Source organism: Lichenihabitans sp. Uapishka_5 (assembly GCF_033947565.1).
Taxonomy (GTDB): Bacteria; Pseudomonadota; Alphaproteobacteria; order Rhizobiales; family Beijerinckiaceae; genus Lichenihabitans.
Genome location: NZ_JARPVX010000077.1, coordinates 1 through 19,521 on the forward strand (window position 1 = coordinate 1; position 19,521 = coordinate 19,521).

At 68.1% G+C, this 19,521-nt stretch carries 11 protein-coding genes; 5 read left to right on the forward strand and 6 right to left on the reverse strand.

What is annotated here, in order from left to right; all coding sequences use genetic code 11:
• The 3 genes from P7D22_RS18630 to P7D22_RS18640 form a co-directional block, all read right to left on the reverse strand.
• Positions 1 to 134 (reverse strand): SDR family NAD(P)-dependent oxidoreductase (locus tag P7D22_RS18630; RefSeq protein WP_319935766.1); only part of this gene is annotated, 134 nt, incomplete at its 3' end.
• Positions 135 to 154: 20 nt separating this feature from the next.
• Entirely contained in the window at positions 155 to 1,393 is a 1,239-nt protein-coding gene (locus tag P7D22_RS18635; protein ID WP_319935757.1) for a M48 family metallopeptidase, read from the reverse strand.
• Positions 1,394 to 1,427: 34 nt separating this feature from the next.
• Positions 1,428 to 2,045, reverse strand: coding sequence for a metallophosphoesterase (locus tag P7D22_RS18640; protein WP_319935767.1), 618 nt, complete (start codon positions 2,043 to 2,045; stop codon positions 1,428 to 1,430).
• Between the two features lie 149 nt (positions 2,046 to 2,194).
• Between P7D22_RS18640 and P7D22_RS18645 the strand changes: the two genes are divergently transcribed.
• Positions 2,195 to 4,594 (forward strand): response regulator, encoded by a 2,400-nt coding sequence (locus P7D22_RS18645; RefSeq protein ID WP_319935758.1) that lies wholly within the window; start codon positions 2,195 to 2,197, stop codon positions 4,592 to 4,594.
• 72 nt (positions 4,595 to 4,666) lie between these two features.
• Here P7D22_RS18645 and P7D22_RS18650 read toward each other — a convergent pair whose 3' ends face one another.
• The 3 genes from P7D22_RS18650 to P7D22_RS18660 all read right to left on the reverse strand — a co-directional run bounded on the left by P7D22_RS18650 (position 4,667) and on the right by P7D22_RS18660 (position 6,610).
• Entirely contained in the window at positions 4,667 to 5,008 is a 342-nt protein-coding gene (locus P7D22_RS18650) for a CsbD family protein (protein ID WP_319935759.1), read from the reverse strand.
• A 30-nt stretch (positions 5,009 to 5,038) separates the two neighbouring features.
• Positions 5,039 to 5,392, reverse strand: a complete 354-nt coding sequence (locus P7D22_RS18655; RefSeq protein WP_319935760.1) for a hypothetical protein — start codon at positions 5,390 to 5,392, stop codon at positions 5,039 to 5,041.
• Between the two features lie 123 nt (positions 5,393 to 5,515).
• On the reverse strand, positions 5,516 to 6,610 hold the full coding sequence (locus tag P7D22_RS18660; RefSeq protein WP_319935761.1) for a 5-(carboxyamino)imidazole ribonucleotide synthase: 1,095 nt from the start codon (positions 6,608 to 6,610) through the stop codon (positions 5,516 to 5,518).
• Between the two features lie 229 nt (positions 6,611 to 6,839).
• Between P7D22_RS18660 and P7D22_RS18665 the strand changes: the two genes are divergently transcribed.
• The 4 genes from P7D22_RS18665 (at position 6,840) to P7D22_RS18680 (ending at position 19,321) form a co-directional block, all read left to right on the forward strand.
• The gene (locus P7D22_RS18665) at positions 6,840 to 10,184 is read left to right on the forward strand and encodes an alpha-1,4-glucan--maltose-1-phosphate maltosyltransferase (RefSeq protein ID WP_319935762.1); all 3,345 of its coding nucleotides are present in this window, start codon (positions 6,840 to 6,842) and stop codon (positions 10,182 to 10,184) included.
• Between the two features lie 2 nt (positions 10,185 to 10,186).
• Positions 10,187 to 13,474 carry a maltose alpha-D-glucosyltransferase gene (gene treS, locus P7D22_RS18670; protein WP_319935763.1) on the forward strand — a complete coding sequence of 1,096 codons (3,288 nt, stop codon included), beginning with the start codon at positions 10,187 to 10,189 and terminating at the stop codon, positions 13,472 to 13,474.
• Positions 13,474 to 15,678 (forward strand): 1,4-alpha-glucan branching protein GlgB, encoded by a 2,205-nt coding sequence (gene glgB, locus P7D22_RS18675; RefSeq protein ID WP_319935764.1) that lies wholly within the window; start codon positions 13,474 to 13,476, stop codon positions 15,676 to 15,678. Before treS ends, glgB begins: the two co-directional genes overlap by 1 nt.
• Before the next feature lie 322 nt (positions 15,679 to 16,000).
• Positions 16,001 to 19,321, forward strand: a complete 3,321-nt coding sequence (locus tag P7D22_RS18680) for a bifunctional diguanylate cyclase/phosphodiesterase (RefSeq protein WP_319935765.1) — start codon at positions 16,001 to 16,003, stop codon at positions 19,319 to 19,321.
• The last annotated feature ends 200 nt before the right edge of the window (positions 19,322 to 19,521 follow it).

Sequence of the window (19,521 nt, forward strand, 5' to 3'; positions counted from 1 at the left end):
GCCTCGAGCGGCTCGCGCCGGCGGCCGCTCAGCACCACGATGGCACCGTCCCGCGCCAGGGCCCTGGCGCCGGCGGCCCCGATGCCGCTACCGGCGCCCGTGATCCAGGCGACCTTTCCATCGAGTGCGGGCATGGGAACGGAACTCCTTGCGGTCAGGCTGTCGCGGCGGCGCGGCGCAGCTGGCGCACCCGCACCGGCACCGGCGGGTGCGAATAATGCGCCAGGGCATAAACCGGGTCGGGCGTCAGGGTCGAGGCGTTGTCGCGCGCCAGGCCCGTCAGGGCGCTGATCATCGGCGTCGCCCCGACGGCCCGCCGGGCGTAATCGTCGGCCTGGAACTCGTTGCGGCGCGAGATCCAGTTGGTGATGGGCGTCAACAGCGGCCCCACCACGGAGGCGAGCAGCAGGCAGACGAAGAGATCGAGGGCATGGTCCTGCCAGGCGATGCCGAACCCGGCCAGCAGCCAGGGCTGCTGGCACAGCCAGCCAAAGGCCGCGAGGCCCACCAGCAGCGTCGCGGCGCCCTGCGCCAGCCCGAACACCACATGGCGGTGCCGGAAATGGCCGAGCTCATGCGCCACCACGGCCGCCACCTCCTCGGTGCCCGAGCGGCTCAACAGCGTGTCGAACAGAACGATGCGCTTGGCCCGGCCGAAGCCGATGAAGAAGGCGTTGCCGTGGGTGCTGCGCCGCGACGCATCCATGGTGAAGAGGCCCGACGAGCGGAACCCGGCCTCCCCCAGCAGGGCCTCGATGCGGGCGCGCAAGGGGCCATCCTCGAGCGGCAGGAAGCGGTTGAAGCGCGGCGCCACCAACCGCACGTAGACGGCCGGGGCCACGACCATCAGGGCCACCAGGACGATCCAGGCCCAGAGCCACCACAAACCCTGGAAGCGGCCCATCACCCACAAGGCGCCGTACAACAACGGCACCGCCACCGCGAGCCCGATGACGGCGCCCTTCAGCCGGTCGGCCACGAAGGTGCCGCGCGTGGTCTGGTTGAAGCCGAAGCGCGCCTCGAGCCGGAACACCCGGTACAGGTCGAGCGGCAGGCCGACGAGGCTGCGGATGACGATCGTGGCCAGGAAAAACAGGACGCCGCGCGTCAGCGAGGGCGGCACCGCCCCGGCCAGGGCGCCATACAGCGCCGCGATGCCGCCCCCCACCCAGGCCAGGGTGACGGCGGTGTCGAGGATCGTGTCGAGGCGGGCGAGGCGTTCGCGCGCCACCGTGTAGTCGGCCGCCTTCTGGTGTTCGGCGAGCGTCACCGTGGCTTCGAAATCGGCCGGCACGTTCCCGCGATGGGCCAGCACATGGACGACCTGCCGGTGCGACAGAACAAGGGCCACGCCGGCCCAAAACAACGTTGCGGCCACGAAGGCGATCAGCACGAGCAATCCTTTCCCGTCGAGGGATGGGTTGGGACTAGCATGTGGCGTCGCTTTGCGGCGGCGCTGCGGCCACGGCACCGGGGCGGGCCGCCCGGTCACGGGCCGATGCCCGGTCACGAGCTAGTTCCTCGGGCAACAGCGTCGCGCCATCCTGCCGGGCCGCCACCGCGGCAAGCGTCATGGGCCGGTAGTCCCAAGCATCGACGCCGACGTCGCACGACAAGGTCGTGTCCGGCAGCGTGCCGTGGGTGTGGCCGTAAAGGTGGCGTGTGCCCCGCCACAAGCCCGGCCAGGCCCGATGGGCGTAGTGGGCCAGAAACAGCCGCCAGGACATCCCGTCTTCCTCGATCGTGATGCGGGCGTGGTCCACCACGGCGAGCCAGGGCAGCTCGAGCACCCGGCGGGTGTCGTGGTTGCCGCATACGAGGCGCTTGCGGCCGTGCAGCCGCTCGAACAGCGCGCCGCATCGCTCGCGGCTGGCTCCCGCGGCGAAATCGCCGAGATGCCACAGGTCGTCCTCCGGCCCGACAACGGCGTTCCAGCGCGCCACCAAGGCCTCGTCATGGGCCTCGAGGTCGGCGAAATGGCTGCCGCGGTAGCGCAGGATATGGGCGTCACCGAAATGGCTGTCGGCTGTGAAGAAGGTCGTCATCGGGCGCAGACCTAGCGCGATCGGGCCGGCCCGCCCATCCGGCATCTTGTCTCCATGGGATTCCCATCATCGACACGGGGGAGAGGACGCGCGGCGCGCCGGGACATGCTAGAGGCTTCATCACCCGCCTTGGCGCCCGAGAGCTCCCCATGACCGCCCTCCCCCGGCCCGATCCGCATCTGAGCTTCGTCGAAGCCTTGCAGGACGGCGTCTACGGCATCGACCAGGAGGGCCTCTGCACCTTCATCAATGCCGCGGCGCTGCGCATCCTCGGCTATGGCAGCCCGGACGACCTCATCGGCCGCAACATGCACGAAGCGATCCACCACACCCGGCCGGACGGTACGCCCTTCCCGCGCGCGGCCTGCCCGTTGCTGCATACCGCCACCAGCGGCCGGCCGGTGCGGCTCGACGACGAAATGCTGTGGCGGCGCGACGGATCGGCCTTCGTGGCCGAATATTCGTCCTATCCGATCCTCGGGCCCGACGGTGCGGCGACGGGCAGCATCGTGATCTTCGTCGACCGCTCCGAAGCGTCCCGGGGTCCGGACGACGAGGCTCAGGCGCGCGAGCGTGACGCCGAGCGCCGGCGCGCCGGCGAAGCGCTGCGGGAAAGCGAAGCACGCTTCCGCACGCTGGCCGACTCGATTCCCCAGCTGGCCTGGATGACGGACTCGGCCGGGGCCATCCAATGGTACAACCGGCGCTGGTACGATTATACCGGGACAAACTTCGAGGCCATGCAGGGGTGGGGCTGGCGCCATGTGCACCACCCCGACCACGTCGACCGGGTCGTCGAGCACATCAACAGAGCTTTTGCGGCCGGCGAGGGCTGGGAAGACACTTTTCCGCTGCGGGGGCGCGACGGCACCTATCGCTGGTTCCTGTCGCGTGCGCTGCCGATCCACGACCGGGCCGATGCCGAGCATCCGCACGGGCGGCTCCTCGGTTGGTTCGGCACCAACACGGACGTCACCGACATGCGCGAGGCCGAGGAGCGCCTGTCGCTCGCCCGCGACGCGGCCGAACAGGCCAACCGCGCCAAATCCACCTTTATCGCCAACATGAGCCACGAGCTCCGCACACCGCTCGCCGCCATCATCGGTTATGCCGAGATGCTGAACGAGGAGATCACCGAGGGCGAGGACACCAAGGCCCTCGAAGGCGACATCTCCAAGATCGAGAGCAACGCGCGCCACCTGCTCGGCCTCATCAACGACGTGCTCGACCTGTCGAAGATCGAGAGCGGCAAGATGGAGGTTTACGCCGAAACGGTGCCGGTCGAGGCGATGGCGCGCGACGTCGCCACCACGGTGCGCAGCCTCGTGACCAAGAAGGGCAACACGCTCGATCTGCATATGGCGCCGGACCTCGGCGACATGCGGACCGACATTACCAAGCTGAAGCAGATCCTGCTGAACCTGCTCAGCAACGCTTCCAAGTTCACCGAGGGTGGCACCGTCACCTTGTCGGCGCTGCGGCTCGCCGGCGGCGGCACCGGCGACTGGCTGGTGTTCCGGGTGGCCGACACCGGCATTGGCATGACGGAGGAACAGCTGGCAAAATTGTTCCAGCGCTTCCAGCAGGCCGACAGTTCGACGACGCGCCGCTTCGGCGGCACGGGCCTCGGCCTGTCGATCAGCAAGGCCTTCGCGTCGATGCTGGGCGGCGACCTGTCGGTCGACAGCGCGCCGGGCCAGGGCAGTACCTTTACGATCTATCTGCCGGCCGAGGTGCCGGACGAGCAGCCGGCCGAGACGGGCGATGGCGCGGCCGACCTGCCCGACGGCACCGGCGGCGATTTATCGACGGGGCCGCACGGCACCGTTTTGGTGATCGACGACGACCCCGCCCAACGGGACCTGATGACCCGGTTCCTGCATCGGGAAGGGTTTGGGGCCGCGGTCGCGGCCGATGGTGCCACGGGGCTGCGGCTGGCGCGCGAGATTGCACCGCGCGCCATCCTGCTCGACGTCACCATGCCGGGCATCGACGGCTGGTCGGTGCTGAGCGCGTTGAAGAACGACCCGGCCGTGGCGGACGTGCCGGTCATCATGGTCACCTTCCTGGACGAGCGCGGCCTCGCCACCTCGCTCGGCGCCTCCGACTACGTGATGAAGCCGGTCAAATGGGATCGCTTCCGTCAGGTGATGGACCGCTTCCGCCACCAGGACGGCGCCATCCTGGTGGTGGACGACGATGCCGACAGCCGCCACCACCTGCGAGCGGTGCTGGAGCGTGACAATTGGAGCGTGATCGAGGCCGCCAACGGCCAGGAGGCGCTGGCCCTCGCGGCCGAGGTGGCGCCCCGCGTGGTGCTGCTCGATCTGGAGATGCCGGTGCTGGATGGCTTCGGATTCCTGCAAGCCTTTCGGGCCATGCCGGGCCGCGCCGATGTGCCGGTGATCGTGCTGACGGCGCGCGACCTGACGCGCCATGACCGCAAGCGGCTGCAGAGCGCCAATCAGGTGATGAGCAAGGGTGTCACCAGCCTCACGGCCCTGGCCCGCGAGCTGCGGGCCGTCACGGACACCCAAGACCAGCCCTGAAGCTGCCTTTGACTGTGAAAGGGCAGCCCGGAGGCTGCCCTTTGTGGTCGAACCGCCTCAGGCGCGTTAGGCTCAGTTGCGGCCGTGGATCGCCAGCGCCAGGAGATAGCCGATGGCGCCGGCCAGGATCACGGCGGTCAGCGGGTTGTCGCCGACCCGGTCGCGGACCAGCTGCGTGCCACGCTCGGCCTGCGGGCCGGCGGCGCGATAGGCCTGGTTGGCATAGTCGGTCGCCTGGTCGGCCACGTCGCTGACGGCGTCCTTGGCCTGGCCGTAAATGTTCTGGCTCTTGCCGGCCACCTGACGGACAAGACCTTCGGTCTGGGTGGAGGTGTCGCCGAAGACCTTGCCGGCGGCTTCCTGAACCTTGCCGCCGAGGTCCTGTGCGGCGCCCTTGATGCGATCCGAATCCATGATTGTTCTCCTTGTTAGGGGTTGAAAGCTCTACTTCTCGGTGAAGAAGGTCAGCAGCACCTTGCCCTTTTCGCCGATCAGGCAAACGAACTGGTGCGGCTTATCCTTCTTGCCGGTCTGGATGTCGGCGAGGCCGAGCACCACGGTCTTGACCTTGATGTCGCCGACACTGGTGTCGGCCTTGGTGATCGACAGCGTGTCGGGCTCGAACACCACGTCGTGGATGGCCGGGGAGCGTTCCTTGAGGGCGATCAGGCCGGATGCCTGACAGGCCTCGACCTCCGGCCCCGTCGTGGTGGGCGCAACCGCGCTCGACTGCGCCCAAACGGACGCCGACGACAGGCCGACCAGCAGGGTCGCCAGAATGGTGGTTTGGCGGATCATCGCCGTCCTCCTTTGTTGGCCTCGGGCCCGGGGGTCGAGCCACTCCAAGCTTCGGCTTCGCTTATGCGATGACCAACTCGCGGAGCGGCGGTTTGGGTTCCCGAGAAGTTTTCCCGCCGGATCTCAGTCGGCCCGGAACGGCGTGACGGTCGTGACGTGGCCCATCTTGCGACCCGGTCGCGCTTCGGCCTTGCCGTAAAGGTGGAGGCAGGCGCCGGGCGTGGCGAGATGCCGGGCCCAGCCGGCCGCGTCGTCGCCGATGAGGTTCTGCATCAGGACGGTGCCGAAGCGCGCCGTGTCGCCGAGCGGCCAGCCGCAAACGGCGCGGATCTGCTGGGCGAATTGCGACGTGACGGCGCCGTCGCTCGTCCAATGGCCGGAATTGTGCACCCGCGGCGCGATCTCGTTCACCATCAGGGTTTCGGCGCCGTCCGGGCCCGGCACCACGAACATCTCGACCGCCAGCACCCCCACATAATCGAGTGCTTCCGCGATGCGCCGCGTCATCGCGATGGCTTCCGCCGCCGTGTCGGGCGCCACGGTGGCCGGCACGCTCGTGGTGTCGAGGATGCCGTCGCGATGGCGGTTCTCGCACAGGTCGAAGGCTTGGAAGGCGCCGTCGAGGCTCCGCGCCGCCACCACCGACACTTCGCGGCCGAAGGGCACGAAGCCTTCCAGGATGGCGGGCCCGCCGATGTCGCGACCGCTCGCCACGAGGTCGGTGCCGTCGCGCAGCACGATCTGCCCCTTGCCGTCGTAGCCGAAGCGACGCGTTTTCAGGATCGCCGGACGGCCAAGCGTCTCGACGGCGCGCCCGAGATCGTCGGAGCCGTCGACGGCCGCGAAAGGCGCCGTCGGCAGGCCGAGGTCGCGCAGAAAGCGCTTCTCGAGCAGGCGATCCTGGGTGATCGCCAGCGCATGGCCGTTGGGACGTACCGGGCAATGCGGCGCGATGGCCGCAACGGTGTCGGCCGGCACGTTCTCGAACTCGTAGGTGACGACCGACACGGCACGCGCGAAGCGCGCCAGGGCCTCCGCATCCTCATAGGCGCCGAGCGTCGAGGCGGCCGCCACCTCGAAAGCCGGATTGTCGCCGGGCGGGGCATACACATGCACCTTCAGCCCAAGTTCGGCGGCCGCCAGCGCCAGCATGCGGGCGAGCTGGCCGCCGCCCAGGATGCCGACCGTGTCGCCGGGCTGCAGGATCCGAGCTGTCATGGCGGGCGTCCGCTTCCTGTTTGGCTTTGGGCGGTGCCCACCTGCCGCCCATAGCCAAACGATTCGCCCGCCGCAAGCCGCGCGACCAGCGGGAACGCGGCATCCGTCAAGGCAATTTTGTGCGCGGCCGCACCCCCCTGGCGGAGTGGACAGCCGTGCCCCGTGCCCTAGCTCCCGTGGTAACCCGGGATGGACGGCTGATTCGGTTCCGGGCATCAAGCGACGGGCCGTGTGGGCCCCGGACCACAGCGCTAAGGGGTTCTTCATGGTGCAGGCGATGCCGGCGCGCAGCTTCGATCAGGGCAAGCCCGTCGAAACCGGAATGGCGCCGCAGCCTGTCGCGCCAGCACCCCGGATCTATTACGTGCCCTTGTCGCTCGTGGCGGGACCGCAACAATGGCCGACCATCCTCGACGCGGCCGCGGGCCTCGGGTTCGACACCGTGATGATCTCGCCGCCGAGCGGGCCGGGGCCGAGCGGCAATCTGCTGCTGCCCTTCGGCCTGTCGCAGGCCCACCCGGCCCTTGGCCATGACCTCGACGGCGCCGTGGCCGGCATCGCCCGTCAGGCGCGGGACCGCGGGCTGAGCCTGATGGTCGACCTCGTGGTCGACCGGGTGGCGGCCGATAGCCCGCTGCTGCAGGAGATCGGCCTGACGGTCGGCCGTGGTGCCGACGCGCTCGACCCGCGCGTGCCGCCCGCTTCGCGCCAAAGCGCCACGGTGCCCTACCGGGAGGAGGCCGAGCGCGCCACCGAACGGTTCGCCGCCTATGTGGCCACCCTGATGGCCGCCGGTGTGGCGGGTTTCCGGGCCCTCAACGTGTCCGCCGTGCCGACACCCGTCTGGGCGGCCCTGAAGGCTGCGGCCCCCACGGCCCGCTTCCTGGCCTGGACGCCCGGGGTGGCGGCCGACACGCTCGACGGCCTCGCCCGCATCGGCTTCGACGGCGCCTTTTCGTCGCTGCGCTGGTGGGATTGCCGGGCCGGCTGGCTGGTCGACGACCATGACCGGTTGCGGGCCCTCGGCGGATCCATCGCGTTTCCGGAAGCGCCCTTCGACGTGCGCCTGGCCCAGTCGCTCGACAGCAACCGCATCACCGAACGCCGGTCGGAGCGCGCGCTCTGGGTGGCGGCGACGCTCGGGGATGGGTTGATGATCCCGATGGGCTTCGAATATGGCGCCCGGGAGCCGGTGCCGGCAGTCGGCGCCGCCCGCGAAACCTTTGCGGCCCTGCAGGCCCGCCCGCATTTCGATCTCGGTCCGGCCATCCGGGCCGCCAACAGCTTCGTGGCCCGCGAGGGTGGCCGCTTCGGCACGGCCGACATGCGGCTCCTCGCCGGCGGTGGCGCGCCGCTGACGGCCGTGCTGCGCACCGCCGGCGGGAGTGCCGCCCGGCTGGTGCTGGTCAATCCGTCGCTCGACCACCCGGACGTGCTGGCGGCCGCCGCCTTTTCCTCCGAGATCGGCCAATACCTGCCGTTCCACGACGTGCTTGGGTCCGGCCCGGCGCTCAGCCCGGAGAACAGCCTGCGGCTGCGCCCGGCCGAGGTGCGGGTGCTGGAAGGCAGCGCCGGCCGCCCGGTGATCCTCGACCCCGCCTCGCTCGGCCTGAGCGAGACCAAGGCCGTGACGGCGCCGCGCTTCATCATCGACAATGTGACGCCCACGGTCGACGACGGCGCATTCCCGGCCAAGCGCATCGTCGGCGAGGTGGTGCGTGTGGAAGCCGATGCTTTCGCCGAAGGCCATGACGTGATGGCGGTGGCGCTGAAATGGCGCGCCGCCGACGAGGACGCGTGGCAGGAGCGCCGGATGCGCCACCTCGGCAACGATCGTTGGACGGCCGACATGCCGCTCGACCGCATGGGCCGGCATGAATTCACCGTTGAGGCCTGGCGCGACGAGTTCGGGGTGTTCCTATATGAACTGACCAAGAAGCACGAAGCCGGCATCAACGTCGGGCTGGAGCTTGAGGAAGGGCGGTTGCTGGTCGAGCGGATCGCCGCGGTGGGCGGCCCCGGCAGCGACGCGCTTCGGCCCATCCTCGACCGCCTGCAGGGTGCCGACGACGGCGCCCGGCTCGGCGTCCTGATGGCGCCCGAAACCGCCGCCATCATGGCGGCCGCCGACCCGCGGCCGTTCCGGCTGGTGACGGAGCCCTTCCCGATCGATGCCGAGCGCAAGGCGGCCGGCTTCGCCAGCTGGTATGAACTGTTTCCGCGCTCGATGAGCAACGACGTCACCCGGCACGGCACCTTCGACGACGTGATCGCACGCCTGCCCTATGTGAAGGGCATGGGCTTCGATGTGCTGTATTTCCCGCCCATCCACCCGATCGGCCGCATCAACCGCAAGGGCCGCAACAACACGCTGACCCCCGGCCCCGACGATCCCGGCAGCCCCTATGCGATCGGCGCCGCCGAGGGCGGCCACGACGCCATCCATCCCGAACTCGGCACCTTCGAGGATTTCGAGCGACTGCGGCTGGCTGCGGCCGACCATGGCCTCGAGCTGGCGCTCGACTTCGCCATCCAGGCTTCGCCCGACCACCCTTGGCTGAAGCAACATCCGGAATGGTTCGATTGGCGCCCGGACGGCTCGATCCGCTACGCCGAAAATCCGCCGAAGCGTTACGAGGACATCGTCAACGTCGATTTCTTCAAGGAAGGCGCCAAGCCGTCCCTGTGGGTGACGCTGCGCGACACGCTTTTGTTCTGGGCCGAGAAGGGCGTCAAGCTTTTCCGCATCGACAACCCCCACACCAAGCCCTTCCCGTTCTGGGAATGGTGCATCGCCGACATCCGCAGCCAACACCCGGATGTGGTGTTCCTGGCCGAAGCCTTCACACGGCCGAAGGTGACCTACCGCCTGGCCAAGGTGGGTTATTCGCAGTCCTATACCTACTTCACCTGGCGCAACACCAAGCAGGAGCTGACCGATTATCTGGTTGAGCTCACCACGACAGCGCCGAAGGACTTCTTCAGGCCGCACTTCTTCGTCAATACGCCCGACATCAACCCGGATTTCCTGCAGGACGCGCCGCGGCAAAGCTTCCTGATCCGCGCCGCGCTCGCCACCACGCTGTCGGGCCTGTGGGGCATGTACAGCGGCTTCGAGCTTTGCGAAGGCCGGCCCGACGCCAAGCGCAAGGAATATGCAGATTCCGAGAAGTACCAGCTGACGGCCTGGGACTGGGACCGGCCGGGCAACATCATCGCCGAGATCGGCCAGCTGAACCGCATCCGCCGCGACAACCCGGCCTTGCATTCCCATCTCGGCGTCGCCTTCCGCCCGGCCTATAACGACAACATCCTGCTGTTCACCAAGCAGACCCCGGGGCGCGACAACGTCCTGCTGATCGCCATCAATCTCGATCCCACCCAGGCCCAGGAAGCCGATATCGAGCTGCCGCTCTACGAGTTCGGGCTGCACGACGGCGCCACGATCGGGGTCGACGACCTGATGAACGGCGCTCGCTTCGCCTGGACCGGCAAACATCAACGCATCCGCCTCGATCCGAATGGCGGGTTGCCTTTCTCCATCTGGCGCCTCGGCGCCACCAGAGGTGCTTGACGATGACGCTCGAACCCGTGGCCCAGCTGGCCGACGATCCGCTGTGGTACAAGGATGCCGTCATCTATCAGCTGCACATCAAGTCGTTCTTCGACGCCAATAACGATGGCATCGGCGACTTCGCCGGATTGCACGAAAAGCTCGACTACATCGCCAACCTCGGCGTCAACGCCATCTGGCTGCTGCCCTTCTACCCGTCGCCCCGCAAGGACGACGGCTACGACATCGCCGACTACCTCGACGTCAGCCCCGATTACGGCAGCGTCGACGAGTTCAAGGCCTTCGTGCAGGCCGCCCATGAGCGCGGCATCCGGGTCATCACCGAGCTCGTCATCAACCACACCTCCGACCAGCATCCCTGGTTCAAGGCAGCCCGCGCAGCCGAAAAGGACTCGCCCGAGCGGGACCTCTACGTGTGGTCGGACGACGACCAGAAATTCCCCGAAACCCGCATTATCTTCCTCGACACCGAGAAGTCGAACTGGACCTGGGACCCGGTGGCGGGCCAGTATTTCTGGCACCGCTTTTATTCCCACCAGCCGGACCTCAACTTCGACAACCCGAAGGTGCTGGCCGAAGTCCTCAGCGTCATGCGCTATTGGCTCGATATGGGTGTCGACGGGCTCAGGCTCGACGCGATCCCCTACCTGATCGAGCGCGAAGGCACCAACAACGAAAACCTGCCCGAAACCCATGACGTGCTGAAGGCCATCCGGGCCGATCTCGACAGCGCCTACAAGAACAAGATGCTGCTGGCCGAGGCCAACCAGTGGCCCGAGGACACCCAGCAATATTTCGGCGACGGCGACGAATGCCACATGGCGTTCCATTTCCCGCTGATGCCGCGCATGTATATGGCGATCGCCAAGGAAGACCGTTTCCCGATCACCGACATCATGCGGCAGACGCCGGAGATCCCCGAAACCAACCAATGGGCGATCTTCCTGCGCAACCACGACGAGCTGACGCTCGAGATGGTGACGGATGAGGAACGCGACTACCTGTGGAACACCTATGCGGCCGACCGCCGGGCCCGCATCAACCTCGGCATCCGGCGTCGCCTCGCGCCGCTGCTGCAACGCGACCGCCGCCGCATCGAGCTGATGAACGGCCTGCTGCTGTCGATGCCCGGCACGCCCGTGATCTATTACGGCGACGAGATCGGCATGGGCGACAACATCCATCTCGGCGACCGCGACGGCGTGCGGACGCCGATGCAATGGTCGGTCGACCGCAACGGCGGTTTTTCGCGCGGCGACCCGGCCTCGATGGTGCTGCCACCCATCATGGACCCGCTCTACGGCTTCCAGGCCGTCAACGTCGAGGCGCAGGAGCGCGACCCGCATTCGCTGCTGAACTGGATGCGCCGCATGCTGCTGCTGCGCCGCAACCACCAGGCCTTCGGACGCGGCACGCAGAAATTCCTGTATCCCGGCAACCGACGCGTGCTGGCCTATCTGCGGGAATATGACGGCGACACCATCCTGTGCGTCGCCAACCTGTCCCGCACCCCGCAGGCGGTGGAACTCGACCTCGCGGCCTATGAGGGCCGCGTGCCGGTCGAATTGTCCGGCCCGACTGCCTTCCCGCCGATCGGCAAGCTCAGCTACCTGCTGACGCTGCCGCCCTACGGGTTTTATTGGCTCGGCCTGATGGCCGATTCGAAGGCGCCGTCCTGGCACAGGGCCGGCGGCGAGCAGCTGCCGGAATTCCAGACGCTGGTGGTGCGCGACAGCGTGCGCGAGCTGCTGGGCGAAAAGCACACGGCCACGATCCTCGGCCAGCTGCTGCCCGAATACCTGCCGCTGCGGCGCTGGTACGCGGCCAAGAACGAAACCATCACGGCGGCGCGGCTCACCTATGCGGTGGCGTTGCCGAACAACCCCGAACTCTTCCTCATCGAGATCGAGGTGGAGACGCCCAACCGCACCGACCGCTACAACATGCCGGCCGGCATCGTCTGGGAAGGGCCGGAAATGTCCTCCTATGCCACCCAGGTGGCGCTCGCCCGCGTGCGGCGCGGCCGCCAGGTCGGCTACCTGACGGACGGCTTCGCGCTCGAGGCTGCGCCGCGCGGCATCCTGCGCGGCTGCAAGCAAGGCGCGAAGCTCGACATTCCGGGCGGCGGCGCCATCGTGTCGCGCAAGACCGAGCGGCTCGACGCCATCGAGCTGTCGGCCATCGACGAGGCCAAGATCCGCTGGCTGACCGGGGAACAGTCGAATTCCTCGGCCATCGTCGGCGCCATCGCGATGGTGAAGCTGATCCGCCGCGTGGTGCCGGGCATCCACCCGGAAGCCGAGATGACGCGCTATCTCACCGATGTGGGTTACGCCAATACGGCCCCGCTGCTGGGCGAGATCGTGCGGGTCGGCCCCGACGGCACGCCTCACACGCTGGCCATCGCCCAAGGCGTGATCGCCAACCAGGGCGATGCCTGGACCTGGGTGCTGGACGGCTTGAAGCGCGCCGTCGAGGACACGGTGCTGACCGCCGATGCCGAAGCCGCCGACTTCCAGTCGATCCGTTTCTTCATCGCCACCGTGGGCCGGCGCCTGGGCGAACTGCACCACGCCCTGGCGCAGCCGACCGACAACCCGGATTTCGCGCCGGTCGAGGCCGATGCCGCGACCGTCGCGGCCTGGACGGCCAGCATCCGTCGGGAAGTCGAAGCGGCGCTCGACGGGCTTGCCGCCCAGCTGGCGACGCTCGCGGCCGACGACAAGCCGGAGGTCGAGGCGCTGCTCGGCAAGCGGCAGGCGATGCTCGACCTCGTCGACCATCTCGCGGGCCTCGGTCTCGGCTCCACCCTGACCCGCGTGCATGGCGATTTCCACCTCGGTCAGGTGCTGGTCAGCCAGGACGACGCCTATCTGATCGACTTCGAGGGCGAGCCGGTGCGGCCGCTTGCCGAACGGCGCGCCAAGGGCAGCCCGCTGCGCGACGTGGCCGGCATGATCCGCTCGATCGATTATGCGGTCGCATCCGTGCGCCGCCCGGACGAGGATGCGAGCGCGCAACCGGTGCGCGAACGCCGCAATGACCTGCTGCGCGACTTCCGGCGTCAGGCGACCGACATGTTCCTCGAAAGCTACCGCGAGGCTGCCGGCATCGACCCTGCGGCCTCGGACGACCGCAGCCAGGGCTCGCTGCTCGATCTGATGTTGATCGAGAAGGCCGCCTATGAGGTCAGCTACGAGCTCGCCAACCGGCCGCACTGGGTGATGATCCCCTTGCGCGGCCTCCTCAACATCGTGGAACGGCTCACGGGCCGGGAAGGACGCGCGTGATGGCCGCTACCGATCCGTTGATGGGCACCAGCCATGAGGCCGCCCAGGCCATTGCGGAAGGGCGCCATGGCGACCCCTTCGCGGTGCTGGGCCCCCATCAGGTGGGCGACACCCGCGTGGTGCGCGGCTTCTTCCCCGGTGCCAAAGCCGTCGAGGTGCTGGCGCGCGAGGATGGGGCGCTGCTCGGCACCCTGGCGCTGGCCCATGGAGCCGGGCTTTTCGCCGGGCCGGTCGGCGGCTCCGGCCCCTACCGGTTCCGCATACAATGGCCCGAAGCCGAACAGGAGGTCGCCGACCCCTATGGCTTCGGCCTGTTGCTCGGCGACCTCGACCTGCACCTGATCGGCAAGGGCACCCATTACGAGCTCGGCCGCTGCCTCGGCGCGCAGCCGATGAGCGTCGAAGGGGTGGCGGGCGTGCGCTTCGCGGTCTGGGCCCCCAATGCCCGACGCGTGTCGGTGGTGGGCGACTTTAATTCCTGGGATGGTCGTCGCAACCCGATGCGGCTGCGCCAGCAGGCCGGCATCTGGGAATTGTTCATGCCCGATCTGGGTCCGGGTGCCCGCTACAAATACGAGATCGTCGGTCCCGACGGGTCGGTGCTGCCCCAGAAGGCCGATCCGGTGGCCCGTGCGGCCGAGCCGTCGCCCGGTTCCGCCTCGATCGTGGCACGGTCGGACCCCTATGAATGGACCGACGGCACCTGGATGGCGGGCCGCGCCAAGCGGCAGGGGCTCGACGCCCCCATCTCGGTCTACGAGGTGCATCCCGCTTCCTGGCTGCGCATCGCGGAGGACGGCAACCGCTCGCTGACCTGGCGCGAAATGGCGGAGCGGCTCGTCCCCTACGTGCAGGGCATGGGCTTCACCCACATCGAGTTCCTGCCCATCATGGAGCATCCGTTCGGCGGCTCCTGGGGCTACCAGCCGCTCGGGCTTTTCGCGCCGACCGGCCGCTTCGGTCCGCCGGAGGATTTCGCGTATCTCGTCGACCGCTGCCACGCGGCCAATATCGGGGTGATCCTCGACTGGGTGCCGGCCCATTTCCCGACCGACGTCTGGGGCCTCGCCCAGTTCGACGGCACGCCCCTCTACGAGCATGCCGATCCGCGCGAAGGCTTCCACCAGGATTGGAACACCCTGATCTACAACCTCGGCCGCAACGAGGTGAAGGGCTTCATCCTGGCGAGTGCGTTCGAATGGATCGATCGCTACCACGTCGACGCGCTGCGGGTGGATGCGGTGGCCTCGATGCTCTACCGCGATTATTCCCGCAAGCAGGGCGAGTGGGTGCCGAACGTTCACGGCGGCCGCGAGAACCTCGAGTCGGTCGAGTTGTTCAAGCACCTCAACTCGGTCGTGGCCCAGCGCAACGACGGTGCCATCACGATCGCCGAAGAATCGACGGCCTGGCCGGGCGTCACCGCCAAGGTCGAGGACGGCGGACTCGGCTTCACGTTCAAGTGGAACATGGGGTGGATGCACGACACGCTCCACTACATGGAGCGCGACCCGGTGTACCGCGCCTATGAACACCACGGCCTGACCTTCGGCATGGTCTACGCCTATACCGAACACTTCATGCTGCCGCTCAGCCATGACGAGGTGGTGCACGGCAAGGGCTCGCTGATCCGCAAGATGCCGGGCGACGACTGGCAGAAGTTTGCCAACCTGCGGGCTTATTATACCTGGATGTGGACCTTCCCGGGCAAGAAGCTGCTCTTCATGGGCTGCGAGATCGCCCAATGGGCCGAGTGGAACCACGACGCCTCGCTCGACTGGAACCTGCTCGACCACCCGAACCACAAGGGCATGCAGAGCCTCGTCGGTGACCTCAATCGGCTTTATGCCGACGAGCCGGCCTTCCACGCCACCGATTGCGACCCGCAGGGCTTCCTGTGGTCCGTGGTCGACGATGCGAAGAACTCCGTCTTCGCCTTTGTGCGGCGCACGACGGACGATGCGAGCCACCTTCTCGTCGTCAGCAACATGACGCCGGTGCCGCGCGAGAGCTATCGCATCGGTGTCCCGAAGGCGGGCCACTGGCGCGAAGTGCTGAACAGCGACGCCGGCCATTATGGCGGCAGCAATGTGGGCAACGGCGACGGGGTGGCGACCGAGGGTGTCGAGGCGCACGGCAACCCGCAATCCGTCAGCCTGATGATCCCGCCGCTTGCCACGATCGTCCTGCGGCTCGAGCCCTGAGTCAGCCCGGCGCGGCCACCACCCTTGCGGCGGTCGCGCCGGCAGCGTCGTCGAAAGGCACTCGGACGCGCGCCATGGTCGAGGTTGAGTGAATATCGAGCGCTAGAGTAGCGCGCCGGCTCACCAAGTCTCTCGACGAAAGATCAGCGAGTTACCCTTCGGCACCATAGTGAATCGTGACAATCTTGTCCTGACTGTCGAAGAGGAAGTCCGACATGTCGTCTTTACAGATCGTTGACTTACGACGGTTTTAACCGAGAGGCGTCGACTTTCGAGTAAGGACCCGCGTGGTCATGTGCCTCCACTGATCGAAGTGGACCCCATGCCGACGCTCAAAACACCTTCAAAACCCGCTGCGAAGAGCGACACCTTCGCCCGCCAGGTTGTGCTCCCCCTGACCATTCTGGTGGTGGCCGCAATCGTCCTCGTGGTCGCCTTCGTGCTCATCACGGCCCGGCGCCAGGATGCCGAGGCGCGTCGCTTGTCGATCAGCCTCGCCGAGACCGCGATGGCGACCAAGCGGGAAAACGTCGCCCGCAACCTGAAGGACTACGCCGTCTGGCAGGACGCCTTCGACAACCTGCACACCAAGGTCAACACCCAATGGGCCTCGACCGACGGCAACGTCGGGGCCAACATCTTCAACAGCCTCGGCTACGAGACGGCCTTCGTGCTCTCGCCGACGCGCGAAACCGTTTATGCCATCCAGGAAGGCAAGCCCGTGGCGTTCGACGCCATGGCGGCGATGCCCGACATCGCGGCGCTGCTGCCCGAGGCCGCCAAGGGGGGCCCTGCGGCCGTCGGGGTGATGCGGATGGGTAGCGACCTCGTGGTGGCGGGCGCATCCGCGATCCTGCCGTCGAACGCCGCCGACGCCCCGCCGCCCGATCAGCGGTCCATCATGGTGTTCGTCGACCGGCTGGATATCACCTTGCTCGGGCAGATCTCGCGCAACTACCTGCTGCGTGACCTTCACCTCACCGCGACCAAGCCGCGCGATGGCACCGCCTCGATCCCGCTCGTCGAAGCAGGGGGCACGCCCCTCGGCTTTCTGGCATGGCTGCCCGACCGGCCCGGTATCGCGGTGGTGCGGTCCATCCTGCCGCCGCTCGGCGGCGTGCTGATCGGCATGCTGGTCTTCGCGGTCTTCGTGCTGCGCGACGCACGCCGGTCGGCGCTGGCGCTGCAGCACTCGGCCGACACCATCAAGGCCTATGCGGCAACCCTTGAGGCCAGCGAGGCGCGCTTCCGCGACGTTGCGGAAGCTTCGTCGGACTGGATCTGGGAAACCGACGACGCGCTGAAGCTGACCTATGTGTCGGACCGCATCGCGGCCGCGACCGGGCTCAGCGCCGACGACCTGCTTGGCACGTCGCTGCAGGAATTCTTCTCGAGCGACACCACGACGGATGGATGGCAACAGTTGCGCCATCAGACGGCCCAGCACGAGAACTTCCGCGACCTGCGCTGCTGCTACGTCGATCAACAAGGTCAGCGCCGCATCTGCCGCATCGCCGGACGCGCCATCCTGGGGCCGGACGGCGGCTTCGCAGGCTTCCGTGGCACCGCCTCGGACGTCACGGTCGAGGTCGAGGCGCAGGAACGCGCCAACCACCTGGCGCTGCACGACCCCCTGACCGGCCTGCCGAACCGGGTGCTGTTCAAGGATCGGCTCGCCGTGTCGCTCACCAATGCGGCCCGCGACGCGGCCCGGGTGGCGGTGCTGTGCCTCGATCTCGATCATTTCAAGGACGTCAACGACACGCTGGGCCATGCGGCCGGCGATGTGCTGCTGCAACAATTGTCCCGCCGGCTGCAGAGCCGCATCCGTGGGCTCGACACGGTGGCACGCCTCGGCGGCGACGAATTCGCCATCGTGCAGGTGTCGATCGACGGCCCGGCCCAGGTCGAATCCCTGTGCCGCGGGCTGCTGGAAGACATGAAGGCCCCCTTCCTGGTGGAAGGCAGCGAACTTTTCGTCGGCATCAGCATCGGCGTCGCGGTGTCGCCCGACGATGGGCTCAGCCAGGACCTGCTGTTGCGCCACGCCGACCTGGCGCTCTACCGCGCCAAGCAGGCCGGCCGCAGCACCTTCCGGTTCTTCGAATCCGCGATGGACACCGAGCTTCAGGCCAAGAAGCTGCTCGAGCAGGACCTGCGCCGCGCGCTGGTCAAGAACGAGCTCGAGTTGCACTACCAGCCGTTGATCTCCCTTACCGGCGACGAACTGATGGGGGTCGAGGCGCTGCTGCGCTGGCCGCACCCGACGCGCGGCATGATCCCGCCAAACGACTTCATTCCGCTGGCCGAGGAAACCGGCATGATCGTGGCGATCGGCGACTGGGTGCTGCGCACCGCCTGCGCCCAGGCGACCCTGTGGCCCGGGCTGATGATGGCCGTCAACGTGTCGGCCGTGCAGTTCAAGCACCGGGAATTCGTGGATGCGGTGCGCCAAACCTTGATCGACACCGGTCTCGAGCCCGGCCGGCTGGAGCTCGAGATCACCGAAGGCGTGCTGCTTTACGACACTCAGGCGGCGCTCGAGACCCTGACCCAATTGAAGGCCATCGGGGTCCGCATCGCCATGGACGATTTCGGCACCGGCTATTCGTCGCTCGGCTACCTGAACAGCTTCCCGTTCGACAAGATCAAGATCGACAGGTCTTTCATCACCCAGGTGGCCGAGACCGACAAGTCGAGCGCCATCGTGCGCTCGGTGATCACGCTCGGCCAGAGCCTCAGCATGGTGACCATCGCCGAGGGCGTCGAAACCGCGGAACAGCTCGACTTCCTGCGCGCCGAAGGGTGCGACCAGGTGCAGGGCTATATCTTCGGCTTCCCGGTGCCGCCGAGCGAATTCACCGCCCTGCTGGCCCAGCGGATCGGCGAAGCGCGCCCTTATAACTACGGTCTCGCGGAGCCACCGGCCCTGAACCCCGTCGTGATCGATCGCGAGCCTGCCGCCGTCGAGGCTGTGCCGCGGCAAGCGGTGGCGGTGAATCGCCCCACGCAGCCCAACACGGCCCAGCGGGACGACATGCGCCGCGCCATCGGGTTCGCCCGGCGGCAGGGCCATCCGCTCAACCTGGTTCTCACCCTGCGGACCCGGCCAGGGTCGCAGCAGGACGCGACCGAGACCGCAGCGGCGATGCGAGACCGGGTGTCCGACTGGCTTTCCACCCAGCGGGTGAACGGCCACCTGGTCGGCTGGTACGCGGTCTGGGCCAGCCAGCCCGAGCCCGACGGCACGCTGCTGACCGAGGTGGCCTTGCATTGCCCCGCGCCCCTGACGCGCCGTCTGCGCCGCCACCTGGCCAGTTGGGCGCCCCCGGGGGACCGGTCCGCGACGCTACGGAGCGCATCCTGGAAACCCGTCGGCCGCGGCGGCGCCCTGCGCTGCTCGATCGATACCCTGATGTCGCGCTTGCTGGCGGGATCGGACCGGGATCCCGCACCCGAACCGCGCTGGTGCTGCGGCGTCAGTGCACCGCTGGGCAGGCCGGCCCGCACCCGGTCGCGCCGCATGGAGCGCATGACGGCCGGCATCCGCGACGCCGTGGAGGCGCTGCGCGCGGTCAGCCTCGGAGCCCAAGACGAGCCGGTCGACGAGGCCGAAGCCGTCGACATCGCCGAGGCGGCCTGACCTTCCCACCGGCCGCCCACCTGGCTTTGCCCCCTTTCCGGCCTTTCGGGCCGCAGACTGAGTTCCCCCATGCTGGCTTTGTCGAACCCTTATCCCGACCCGATGCCGGTCCCGTCCGTCGCCGAGGTTGAGCGCCCGCGGGCCGCCGCGGCGGTGCTGCCGCAACACGGCCGCGAGCCGTTGAGCCTGGCCCGGCAGGG

What these genes read in the sequence shown, in the direction of transcription:
- treS (WP_319935763.1), top strand. Translation starts at nt 10,187, where the DNA reads ATGACGCTCGAACCCGTGGCCCAGCTGGCCGACGATCCGCTGTGGTAC.
- P7D22_RS18650 (WP_319935759.1), bottom strand. Translation starts at nt 5,008, where the DNA reads ATGGATTCGGATCGCATCAAGGGCGCCGCACAGGACCTCGGCGGCAAG.
- P7D22_RS18660 (WP_319935761.1), bottom strand. Translation starts at nt 6,610, where the DNA reads ATGACAGCTCGGATCCTGCAGCCCGGCGACACGGTCGGCATCCTGGGC.
- glgB (WP_319935764.1), top strand. Translation starts at nt 13,474, where the DNA reads ATGGCCGCTACCGATCCGTTGATGGGCACCAGCCATGAGGCCGCCCAG.
- P7D22_RS18680 (WP_319935765.1), top strand. Translation starts at nt 16,001, where the DNA reads ATGCCGACGCTCAAAACACCTTCAAAACCCGCTGCGAAGAGCGACACC.
- P7D22_RS18640 (WP_319935767.1), bottom strand. Translation starts at nt 2,045, where the DNA reads ATGACGACCTTCTTCACAGCCGACAGCCATTTCGGTGACGCCCATATC.
- P7D22_RS18645 (WP_319935758.1), top strand. Translation starts at nt 2,195, where the DNA reads ATGACCGCCCTCCCCCGGCCCGATCCGCATCTGAGCTTCGTCGAAGCC.
- P7D22_RS18655 (WP_319935760.1), bottom strand. Translation starts at nt 5,392, where the DNA reads ATGATCCGCCAAACCACCATTCTGGCGACCCTGCTGGTCGGCCTGTCG.